Here is an 11,363-nt window from a genome sequence, read left to right on the forward strand (position 1 = left end):
TGTTTAGAAACAGGTGAAAAATCGTTTTTTATAATTAATTCGCTTTTAGCTGTGCAAAATAGTGCAGTGTTGTCATCTAAAGCTGGCTTAACTTGCTTTAGCCTGAACTTGTACAATTTCTACAGATTGCTGACCGCTCAGGGTTTGCCAATTAATATTTTGACCCGCTTTTAAACCCAACAAGGCAGAACCAATAGGGGCAAATATCGAAATACCATCTTGGTGTTTATTCATGTCAGCAGGAAAACATAAGGTTTTGGTAAATATGTTGTTGGTATTTAAGATCTTAAAGGTAACTTGGCTGCCAAGGGCCACTACATCAGTAGGCAGGTCTTTGGCTTTCACAATCGTCGCACGATAAAGTTCTTGTTCTAGGGCGTTAACAAAATCGGCAGGCAATTTGGCTTTTTCAAGTTGACGCTCTATCGCTGCTAAATCTAAATCTGAAATAATAATATCGGGTTGTTTTGACATAATGTTTTACCTATTAAAATGAACAAAAAGTAAATAAACAAAAATTCAATTAACAAAAAAAGGGCTCTATAGAGCCCTTAGTTTTGTGTTTGGGCTTTATTTGTCTTTAGGTTTTCTAAGGCTTTTATTTAGGTCGCGGTGTGGATTAAGTACGATGTTCAGTGCACGTAGCCAGTTAATAAAGCCGAAGGCTGTATTTTTCACAAATAAAGGGCAACCAACAAACGTGTTGCTAGGCTTGAACAAAGACATAAGCACGGTGAAATCTCCAACCGGACTAAATTATTAAAATTAAATTAAATGAACAAACAGGAATAGCTGCCGAGCGTAAAGATTACGCTCGGCTTAACTTGGTAAGGTGAGTAGGTTACTCTTGATGGTGGTGCGATGTTTAAGCATTTTTCCCTCAAAATAGACTCTGGATAATAACCAGCTTATAAATAAAATCAAGGTTAAAAATCGAGCTCTGGAGTTTATGTCCTCAGCGCTAAACTCGGCCGGTTGTTTTCTATAAATTAATAATTCGCAGTGATATCACCCACTTATCATTGGCGTAAGCGCCTATTTTTATGCAGATAGAACTCTTGTGCTGAACAGGGTGTTAAACGCAGTTAAAACTCGGTAGTATGCGGCCTTTGACTTTGCGCTCCAGCCAGCGCACTGATTGATTTTTAGCCTTGATTGAAGGATGTTTATGCCAGGCTTACACCGCATTATTTTGATTGATACCCATCTACCCGGCGTGGTGGAATTAAAACTAAAAGGCCATACCAATATTTGTGGTACTAACGCCTCGGGTAAAACTACCTTACAACGCTTGATCCCGGTATTTTATGGTGAATATCCCAGCCGCGTGGTGCCCGCCACCCGCGATAGTTTTGAGCGCTGGTATTTGCCTCGTGAGTCGAGTTTTATCATTTACGAATACGAGCGTAATGAGCAGGATTTATGTCAGGTAGTGTTGGCTTCAAACGGTAATGGCGTGAACTATCGTTTTATCGGCAAACCCTTTGAGTTAAGCGATTATTTGTATAAAAACAAAGGGGGTGAACACGTTCCTGTGTCAATGAATGAACTGGCCCGCAGCCTCAAACGTTCTAATGTCTTAGTGACTAACTTGTTGAATACCAAAGATTATCGCGCGATATTACAAAATGATCGTGGTGTGCTCAATGGCTGCGCTAACAGCCGCGAAGTCTTAGGTTATGCGCGTATTTTTAGTTTGTGTGCCAGCAACCATCATTTACGTCATATTGAAAAACTGGCTAAAGCGGTGCATTCCAAAGAAGGCAAGATGGAAACCATCAAGGCCATGATTGCAGCGATTTTAGAAGAAGATGGCGTGCAACCACCCACATCCAGCTTAAGCCGCAACCGGGTTGAAGATTGGATCCGTGAATGTCATTTAATTAAAGAGTTTGATGAAATTCGCCCCGAATTTGCCAAGTTAGAGCGCGCTGATCATGAACTCAGCCAAAGTGAGTTACGTTTAGCTGAGTTAAAACTGCAGTTTGATTTTGACTTAAGTAAGTTAGCGGCCAGCATTATTGTGCATCAAGGCCAGTTTGAAGACAGCGTAGTTGAAATCAAAAAACAAGAAGCCGATTGGTCAACTAAACGTGATGGTTTAAATCAGTTGTTATCTTCAGCTAAAGCCGATGGTCACAAGCTTGAAAAAGACTTAGAACAGGTCGAAAAAGACTTTGATGATTGGCAAAGCCAAAACATTGAAGCCCTGCAAGCCAACCTGCAGATCCTACCCCAATGGATCAGTGAATTAACGAGCGCTAATACCCGTTATCAGCTGTTAACCGAAAAACATCAGGATGTTGAATCAGCCTATAACAAACGGGTGGCTGAGCTGACTGAAACCCTGAGTATGGAGCTGGATGCTTACAATGAGCAAAAGCAGCTGTTGCAAGACAAATTATCCGAGCAAAAAACTCAGGAACAACAGCGTCATCAAGAAATTAAACAGGACTTTTTGCAACAACAAACCCAGCAAGCCAGTGAATTTCAACAACGCTTAGCTGAGCTTAAAATTCAGCAGGCTAGCTTAAACGCCAGTTTAAAAAATGCGGGTTACAGTGAGTTTGAACAAAGCCAGTTGGACATACTTGATGCCAGTATAAAAGAAGCCAGCAGCATAGAAGATGCGGCGCGGGATAAACAACGCGCTGCTCAGCAGGCTCATCAAACTGCCCTGCAGCTCAGAAATAAAAGTAACGAAGCCTTAGAGCAAAGTCGTAAAAGCACTCAGCAACAACAACAGCAAGTTAATAAAGTTGAGGCCTTACTTTATCCTGGTCATAACAGCTTGCTTGAAACTCTACGTAAAGAGCAACCGGGTTGGGAGCAAAAACTCGGTAAGGTCATCCACCCTGAATTGCTTAAACGCAACGACTTAAAACCACAGTTTGAAGCCGAGAATAACAACGACAGGGTGTTTGGATTACAGCTGGATCTAAGTACGGTTTCCCTGCCGGAATATGCTCAGTCCGAACATGCTTTGCAACAGCAACTCAAAGCCGCACAATTGGCTCTTGAAGAACAGCTTGAAAAGCAGAATCAAGCCGAGTTGGAACTCGCCAAGGCCAGTGAAGCTGTGCGCAATGCCGAGTTACAACAAGCGAAATGTGAAAGTGATAGCCGTACCGCTGAAGCGAAACGCAAACGTCTGCAACAAGATAAAGAGCAGGTGCAGCAAGAATACAACCAAGCCCTGAGTGAGCGTAAACAGCATAATAAAACTCTGCTCAAGCAAAACGAAACTCAGCAGCAAAAAGAGCAGGCTCAGCACCAAGAAACCGTGCAAGCTTTGCAAGATCAATTACGTGAAGCTGAAACCGAACATCAATTTCATTGGCAGCAACTGATTGGCGATACCCAGCAGCAAGTGACTCAGGTTGAGCAATATATGCAAAAAGCCCGTCAAACGGCGGCGCTGGATAAGAAAAAATCAGAACAATGGTTGGCCGACGAACTGGCTAATCGTGGGGTAGATGTAGACGAAATAGGCAGTTTGCAAAAGCAAATCAAACAGCTCAAACAGGATATTCAACATACTGAAACCCATAGGCACAAAGTTAAAGACTATGAACATTGGTATAAAACCGTATTTACCGGCCACAAACTTAACTGGCAGCAACAATTGGCTAAGGCGAAAAAAGCCGCGACCAGTGCTGAACGTGAATTAAATCAGGCGCAGGCTCAATTTAAAGAGTTACGCCAACAACTTAAAGAGCAACAAGGCGAAGCTGAACAGGCCTTAAAAACCGCTAAAGAACAAGAGCTGGAAGTGCAAAACATCAAACGACTTTTGGCTAAAATTAGTTTGTTAAGTAAGGCCGATATGGCCAAGGCGCCTAGCGAAACCTTAAATATCGCCCAGCGTATTAGCGAAGGTCAGGCCTTGTTACAAAGCCGTGAAAGCCTGTTAAATGATATCAAAGACTATGTCGAACATTTTGATCAATTGATTGCCGCCCAAGCGGGTACAGGTTTGTCGGATACGTGGGAGCGCTCACGTGAAGAGTGCGCCTATGTAAATGACAAGGGCATTCGTGGTGTCGATCACCGCCGTTTAGTTGCCCATTTAGCACGCTTACTCAACGAGATAGTGCCGCAAAAAATGCAGGGTTTACGTGAGCAGGGGCGTATCTTTGGTGCAGATCTGACCCAGTATTACAATGTATTGGAAGACATTGACAAACGTATCGCCAGTCAAAGTAAACGTATCAGTAAAGAAGTGGACGAAGAGCTGTTTTTAGAAGGGGTATCGGAGTCAGCTGTTAAAATTCGTTCGCGTATCAGCGAACTGGAATTTTGGCCAGAACTCGCCCAGTTCAACAAACTTTATCACGAATGGATGAGCGAAGGTGCCAACGACTTGCCTGATGACGACTATGCCCAGAGCATGCGTAAAGTCTTGGATATATTAGGCCGTGCAGCACTAAGTGGCGGGATCAGTAAGTTGCTCGACATTGAGTTGCATTTGCGTGAAGGCAACAGTGATTTGATTATCCGTACTGACAGACAGTTAAATGAGTCGTCCAGTCATGGTATGGCGTATTTGATCTTGTGTAAGTTTTTGTTGGCCTTTACCCGTTTGTTGCGGGGCAGTGCCGATGCCACAATTCATTGGCCGATTGACGAATTAGGCACCTTGCACCAAAGCAACGTGAAAAAGATTTTTGATGCCTGTCAAAACAATAACATCAGCGTGGTTGGAGCCTTTCCTAACCCCGAGTCTGAGGTACTAACCTTGTTTGAAAATCGCTATTTAATCGACAAAACCACCCGTCAGTTACAAGTAGTAGAGCCCAAAATATCGGCCATTACTGAGCGTTTAAAACAAGCCAAAGCTCGTCAACATGCTAGTGAGCTAACAAGTGATAAAACGGAGGTACAAGCATGATCACTGAACAAGGTCGTATCCTCGAATTGCTGTTATCTGGGGCCTTTGTTTGTCAGATTAGCGATGAAGAAGCCTGGCGCTATTTAAAAACCTCGGGCAACAGTGACAAAGTTGAAACTCAGCTCAACGTGTTAAATCGTACTTTAGCCACCGCCTCTGATGGTGATGTGTTTTTTGCCGCTTATCAAAGCCTGTATGACAACGAACGCAAACATTTGGGCAGTCAGTTTCAGGAAATATCCAGCCATTTAATGCCGCTGGTGGAATGGTTGTTATTAGTGCAACAAGCTAATGGTTCAGACGTGCCGGTCACCCAAGGCAGTGCCATTCGTTTAAACGAGATCCAAACCGTTATCGAAGATACCCCGGCCTTTGCTGAGCAATTAGAAAAAATCTCCCGTAACCGTTTATTTGGTTCGACCAGTACTCAGTTAGATGGTCAGCTTAAACAGGTCTTTAGCCGTTTAACTCAGTTGGGGTATTTACTAAAACCCAATGCCGAAAAACAAATCTTTATCGCCACCGGTAAAATTGAATATCTCTACGATGTGCTTAAATTTATAGATGAAACAGAAGCCTTGTCATTAACAGAACAGGCCGAAAACGCCGTGCAACAAGGCAGTTTGTTATGAGTCGCTTAACTTATCTCAGTAACAGGGAGTTAATTCGGTGAATCAGCACTTACAACAAGCTGGGGTAAAACTGCTTAATGCTTTGAGTCGCCATGCCGACTTGATCATGCAGGTGTATTTGTCAGGCTCACTGGATGAAAGTCAGCATAGCCCCAAGGTTATCGACAATCTGTGTCAATTAGGTATTTTGTGGCGCCCCGAGTCAGACACACAATTACGTCTTAAAAGCGCGGTTCGTAACCTACTTGAGGGCAGTTTGCACGACGAGCGTAATCGCCAGATTGATGCCAATATTGGCTCGGCTTTAGCCAGCTTAAAAACTCTCGCTCAGCATTATAAAGAGGCACTACATCACAGCCGCTATGCTGAATCCGAAGCCCATTTGTCGGATTTAACTGAACATGTTTACGCCTTAACCGAATCACTCTCCAATAACGTGCGAGTGCTGTTTAGCCGCATCAATAATGAGTTTGGTTATGTGTCGTCCATCGATGCGAAAATTCGTGAAAACGAGTTGGCCCAAAGTCAGGTTAGTGAGCTACTTAAACAACTGGAAATGTTTCGTTTTGATGAGCTCAGTGAACAAGCCGGCTCTAACCGCGAATTACGCCATTTAATGGTAGTGACCTTGCAACACAGTTTTTCCAAGGTGATCCAAGAGTTGTCTATCGTACAGGCCCGTTTGCTTGAACTGATAGGGCGTTTTCGTGAATTTAAAGGCCGTACCCAATTGCTCAAAGGGTTTTTGCTGCACTTGGAACATAAACCTGATTTTAAACCGGGTAATTACACCAGTTTAAGCAAAGTACCCATGTTGTTTAATCACGCGGCAGCCTTGATTAAACCCGCTGCTGTGGATGTACATCGCCTTGAACACGAGCAAGACTTGCAACATTTAGTGGGCATGATCAAAGCCTTTAACCGTTCGAACTTAAGAGCGCAGCCTGAACGTGCGGCGCAAAATATTCAGGTTGAACAACAAAGTGCCGCCCAGTTTGCCGAAGATAAATTACGTTTAGCGGTCGAAGCCTATTTTTGTCAGGTTATCGACAGTGGTCAGCGTTTAACTGCACTGGATTATCATCAGCAACATGAGTTGGAATTTGATCCCGAGGTATGGATTTATCAAGTAGTAGGCGGTTATCAGGCCTTGGGTATGGAAGAACAAAGTTATTTTGCGCTGGATACCAGCGGCGAACCTCATCCTATTTATACCGGTAACTACATAATCCGTGATGTAGAGCTGGGTTTGAGGTAAAGATGAAGCTGGGGCTTAGCTAAAACATGGAGCTAGGAAAGTCAGAGATTGCATCTCTCAGCCGTTTTTTTCGTGATGAACAAAAACTACTGCTCAAGGCGACAGGCAAGTTACGCCAATGGTTAGAGCAGCATTTTGACTTGTACCATAACGGCAAAACTTTTGTATTAAATCAAAGCAGTAAAGTGGCCTTGCGCAAGGGCATAGAACAGCTCTATCCACGATTGAATTTACTGCAAGGTTTACCACCTAAACAAACCCGTTTGGCAGTAGTGGATTATGTCAATAACGATAAACTGGCCGACTTCAAACCTAACGATCATTATGTGCTTGTCACCAGCCAAGCTGCGCTCACCTTGTATAAAACTGAGTTATTATTACCTACGGGGGTGAGCCTACGTGTGCCGCTTGCTGCCATAGATATCACTAATCTTGAGGCGGTGATTATTGTCGAAAATCAGGATGTTTTTGATGTTTGGCAGCAGGTCAACATCGACGCTAAATATCAAAATGCCTTGGTATTTTATCGTGGCAACGACTCATCCGTGACTAAAGGGCTTAAAACGCTATTGAGTCTTCTACCACCAAACACAGAAGTATTGCTGTTTGCCGACCTTGATCCAAAAGGTTTAGAAATGGCTTATACCACGCCAAGGGTGACTGGCATCTTGGCGCCCAGCTTAGATGATATTCAAAACGAGCTCAGTACTTATTCGCAAGAAGTGGTCTATCTACGCCAACTCGATTCAATTACTTATTTGCATAAACAGCAGCACCAAGGCTGGCAAGACCTGCAACAACTTATCCTCAAGCAACGTTTTGCCATTATGCAGCAAGCTATAGTGCAGCGGAGGCTAGAGCTTAAGGTTTTTAGCTGTTAGTACACCGCTAACTTGCGACTTTTACTTTCATCCAAGCTTGAGCTTTTGTTGTTGCAGAGTAAGCTGTGATCTAAAAATAAATAAAGGGTGATTTCTATGGTACATAAATATTGCAGTTGGTTGGTCATATTGCTGACATTTTATAGCCTCAGCACTCAAGCAGAGACGGATATCATCACACTGCAAAACGATGAACTAGCCATCAATTTAACCTTGGATAGCTTGCATGATGCGGCTAGCAAAGCCCAAAAAGAGCGTTATCTTGAGCTATTCACCGAAGATGGCGTATTTATGGGCACCGATGATTGGGAGCGCTGGCCGCGCCCTGTTGAATTGGACAACTATGTTGCTGAGCGTTTTAAAGACGGGCAAGGCTGGACTTACCATTCGATAGAGCGGTATGTGCGTATTTCTGCTGATGGCAATACAGCCTGGTTTGATGAAATCACCGAATCAGTAAAGTGGGGTAAATTTCGTGGGACCGGCGTCGTAGTCAAACAAGCTGAAGGCTGGAAAATTGCTCACTATGCAATGTCCTTTCTCGTACCTAATGAGGTATGGGAGCAAGTCTCAGAGCTCAGCAAACCCGCTTTTGAGCAACGTAACAATCAATGATTAAGGTCGTTACAATTGAAAATAGGCGCAAATTAGAAAAAATTAAGTTCCAGTCTGAGGGTAAAAACCAAAGCGTTGTTGATTTTATGATTGCCCGAAGGACTGATGATGTATTGCAGGTCGGGTTTTAAGACTAAATTTTTGTTTAAAGGCCAGTGATAGAATAGCTCTACTGCTGTTTCACTGCTGGCTTGGGGGCAAGTAAAGGGCTTAATTTGACATAACTTAAGCCAAGGCCAAGATTATGGTTTTGTTGTTCAAAAGGATTGGCGAGCTCTATTCCCGCGCCAAAGTGCCATTCAATTTCACTTGTTTTTTGATCGGCATAAGCAAATTGACTGTACAAATGTGTACTTGTTGAATTTAACCAATTTAGGCTTTTTAGGTTTTGCTGCAACACAAGATAATAACCAGAACTACCATCTTTAACGTTATTTTTATCACTGAGTAAGGAGCGTTGGTTAGTGTCGTGCCACAGCCCTAGTTTGATTTTCCCTTGTTGATTAAACTGATAACGCAGCTCAGTGATATAAAATTGTTGTGCAAAATTATCAGAGTCCTGTGCAGCAAAAATACCTGAGACTAATTTGCTCTTTGCATTTACATCCAGCCCCACAATTGCACTTAATGCTGGATGTGGGTAAGTTGGTAAGCCAACTAAAGTTGGACTTACGCCCATCGACGAATTGATAAAACCTAAGGCGTTATCGGCTACCGCAAATTCAGAGTTAGCATCGGTTTTACCTACTCGACTAAACCATCCTTGTCCTTGGTATTGATAAAAGGCCTCGTTTAATTGACTAAAGTTATCTTCATCAATATTCGAATAACCTTGAATATCGCCTACCTTCGTCGAACCATTGTCTCCTCGTTGGACTTGATAGCTGACAAAAAAACTGTGCTTTTCTATTTTATAATTAAAGCCTCCATCCAATAATAAGCGACTGGTAAAATCTTGTTATACACCTCCACTGATGACTTGAGATGAGTCAACTATCGCTGAAAAATAAGGAGTAAAATTGGCATCTGCCCAGGCGAGTTGTTGTGTAAAAATTAGACTTAGCCTAAAAAATTTTAAGCGATACAAAACTTGGCTAATTCGACAAATTTTAATGCGGGAGCAAACATAGGTAAACAGATCCAAAAAGGATACTCCAAAGTGTAGCAATAATCAGGCTTGAACCTTGAAATCTAACACATGTATATATTTTTGTGATTTGCAAACTTAAGGTCATTCGAATTCATCTTAGTCCTTTACCCTATTGGAACTGTGGGGTAGCGTAGTGGTTTATTATTTAATATGGCAGATTGTTGATTGTCACCAATAAAGTATTTTGACGTTAAGCAGTCTCATAGTTTCGACCAGTTGTGGCAGTCTGATTCTGTGCAAGATTGTGTGATTGCAGAAGAGCCACTAGAAGTCTGGTTACAAATTCAAACGGCCAGTGCTAATAACAACAGCATGAAGGCGCAACCTTTACTGACATTAATGCGAACCCCGGGTGATGATATTAATTTGGTAACAGGCTGGTTGTTGACTAGTGGTACGATTGATTCATTAAGTCAGATTAAGGCCATCCATCACAGTGGTTTAGCGCGAGTTAAACAAGGCAGCTCTAATCGGGTATTAGTAACCTTGGGTGCTGATGTCAAAATCGACTTGCCCGCTTTGATTCGCCAGGAATATGCCAGTTCTGCTTGTGGTGTCTGTGGTCAGCAAAGCATTGAAAACATCTTGCTGCGCTTAGAGCAAAAGCAGCAAATCAAGAACCAAGGTTGCTTGCCACTTAAGGTGGCCGATATTGCCGTGTTGATGGATAAATTTTCTCAGGCTTTACCCTTATTCAAACAAACCGGTGGCAACCATGGTGTGGCGTTGTTTAAGCAAAACGCTGAAATTGTGGATATTCGTGAAGATGTGGGGCGTCATAACGCCTTGGATAAATTGATTGGTGCCAATGCCGAGTTGTTATTCACCAATAGTGAGCAACAGAAGGGGCTTGGATTGATCTTAAGTGGCAGAGTGGGTTTTGAGATGATCCAAAAAGCAGTGATGGCCAATATTAACTATGTACTGGCCTTAGGCGCTCCCTCGAGCCTCGCCATCGAGTTGGCCAAAGAAGCGGATATCGTCTTAGTAGGTTTTATTAAGGCTCAGCGATTTAATGTGTATTGTGGTGAGCAAAAATTAGCTTTTTCCTAAGAGTAGAGAGTAATGTCAGACAAAATTGAAATTAAAAATTTAAACGTAACTTCACCTAAAGAATGGGCGGCAGGTGTGCCTGCGGTGATATCCGCTTACCAAAATGTGGTCACTAAGGCAGGCGCCATTGAGGGTTCTAAGTTACTGTTTAAGCTTAATCAATTAGAGGGTTTTGACTGCCCTGGTTGTGCCTGGCCTGATCCTCTGTACAAACGCGCGACCTTTGAATTTTGTGAAAATGGCGCCAAAGCGGTAGCTGATGAAGCCACCCTAAAACTTGTGACACCTGAGTTTTTTGCCCGTTATTCGGTGGCAGAGCTAAAAACCAAATCGGATCGTTGGCTCAATGATCAAGGCCGTTTAGTGAGCCCGATGATCCTCAAAGCCGGTGCCAGCCATTATGAGCCTATTAGCTGGGAGCAAGGTTTAGACTTGGTGGCAAGCCACTTAAAGGGCTTAAGTTCACCCCATCAAGCGGCCTTTTATACCTCGGGTCGTGCCAGTAACGAAGCCGCTTTTTTATATCAATTATTTATTCGCCAGTTTGGTACCAACAACCTGCCAGACTGTTCCAACATGTGTCATGAATCCAGTGGTGTTGGGCTGGGCGAAACCATAGGGGTAGGCAAAGGCACGGTTAGTTTAGAAGATTTGGAACACAGCGAAGCGATTTTTATTTTTGGGCAAAACCCGGGCTCTAACCATCCTCGTATGCTGGGCTCTTTACAGGCGGCTAAACGTCAAGGCGCTAAAATTGTGGCGATTAACCCCTTAGATGAAACGGGCTTAAAACGTTTTAAAAACCCCCAAGAAGTGGCGGGGGTTATCGGTCAAGGTACGGCGTTACGAGACTTATATCTGCCAGTTAAAATAAATGGGGATG

10 protein-coding genes are annotated in these 11,363 nt (G+C 43.1%); 7 read left to right on the forward strand and 3 right to left on the reverse strand.

The features are described from left to right. Positions 1-87 precede the first annotated feature (87 nt). Complete coding sequence (rnk, locus tag AX660_RS18970; protein WP_068380575.1) at positions 88-474, reverse strand: nucleoside diphosphate kinase regulator; 387 nt, start codon at positions 472-474, stop codon at positions 88-90. Positions 475-1,168: 694 nt separating this feature from the next. On the opposite strand from rnk, the gene AX660_RS18975 reads away from it, so the two are divergent. The 5 genes from AX660_RS18975 to AX660_RS18995 all read left to right on the forward strand — a co-directional run bounded on the left by AX660_RS18975 (position 1,169) and on the right by AX660_RS18995 (position 8,277). Beyond that, on the forward strand, positions 1,169-4,891 hold the full coding sequence (locus tag AX660_RS18975) for an ATP-binding protein (RefSeq protein ID WP_068380578.1): 3,723 nt from the start codon (positions 1,169-1,171) through the stop codon (positions 4,889-4,891). Further along, a complete protein-coding gene (locus tag AX660_RS18980) occupies positions 4,888-5,523 on the forward strand; it encodes a hypothetical protein (protein WP_068380581.1) in 636 nt (211 codons plus the stop codon). Before AX660_RS18975 ends, AX660_RS18980 begins: the two co-directional genes overlap by 4 nt. Positions 5,524-5,560: 37 nt before the next feature. Beyond that, on the forward strand, positions 5,561-6,781 hold the full coding sequence (locus tag AX660_RS18985) for a phosphoenolpyruvate carboxylase (protein ID WP_068380583.1): 1,221 nt from the start codon (positions 5,561-5,563) through the stop codon (positions 6,779-6,781). 26 nt (positions 6,782-6,807) lie between these two features. Beyond that, complete coding sequence (locus AX660_RS18990; protein WP_068380585.1) at positions 6,808-7,662, forward strand: DUF7281 domain-containing protein; 855 nt, start codon at positions 6,808-6,810, stop codon at positions 7,660-7,662. Positions 7,663-7,758: 96 nt separating this feature from the next. Continuing rightward, a complete protein-coding gene (locus AX660_RS18995) occupies positions 7,759-8,277 on the forward strand; it encodes a nuclear transport factor 2 family protein (protein WP_068380587.1) in 519 nt (172 codons plus the stop codon). A 32-nt stretch (positions 8,278-8,309) separates the two neighbouring features. On the opposite strand, the gene AX660_RS23725 is transcribed toward AX660_RS18995, so the two are convergent. Both AX660_RS23725 and AX660_RS19000 read right to left on the reverse strand, forming a co-directional pair. Beyond that, a complete protein-coding gene (locus tag AX660_RS23725; protein ID WP_082769032.1) occupies positions 8,310-8,492 on the reverse strand; it encodes a carbohydrate porin in 183 nt (60 codons plus the stop codon). Next, a complete protein-coding gene (locus AX660_RS19000; protein ID WP_068380589.1) occupies positions 8,447-9,211 on the reverse strand; it encodes a carbohydrate porin in 765 nt (254 codons plus the stop codon). Before AX660_RS19000 ends, AX660_RS23725 begins: the two co-directional genes overlap by 46 nt. Positions 9,212-9,592: 381 nt before the next feature. On the opposite strand from AX660_RS19000, the gene AX660_RS19005 reads away from it, so the two are divergent. Together AX660_RS19005 and AX660_RS19010 are read left to right on the forward strand one after the other, a co-directional pair. Beyond that, the gene (locus AX660_RS19005) at positions 9,593-10,480 is read left to right on the forward strand and encodes a formate dehydrogenase accessory sulfurtransferase FdhD (RefSeq protein ID WP_131811835.1); all 888 of its coding nucleotides are present in this window, start codon (positions 9,593-9,595) and stop codon (positions 10,478-10,480) included. 12 nt (positions 10,481-10,492) lie between these two features. Continuing rightward, the coding region (locus AX660_RS19010; protein WP_157884363.1) for a molybdopterin-dependent oxidoreductase at positions 10,493-11,363 on the forward strand (871 nt) is incomplete at its 3' end.

Source organism: Paraglaciecola hydrolytica (assembly GCF_001565895.1).
Lineage (GTDB): Bacteria > Pseudomonadota > Gammaproteobacteria > Enterobacterales > Alteromonadaceae > Paraglaciecola > Paraglaciecola hydrolytica.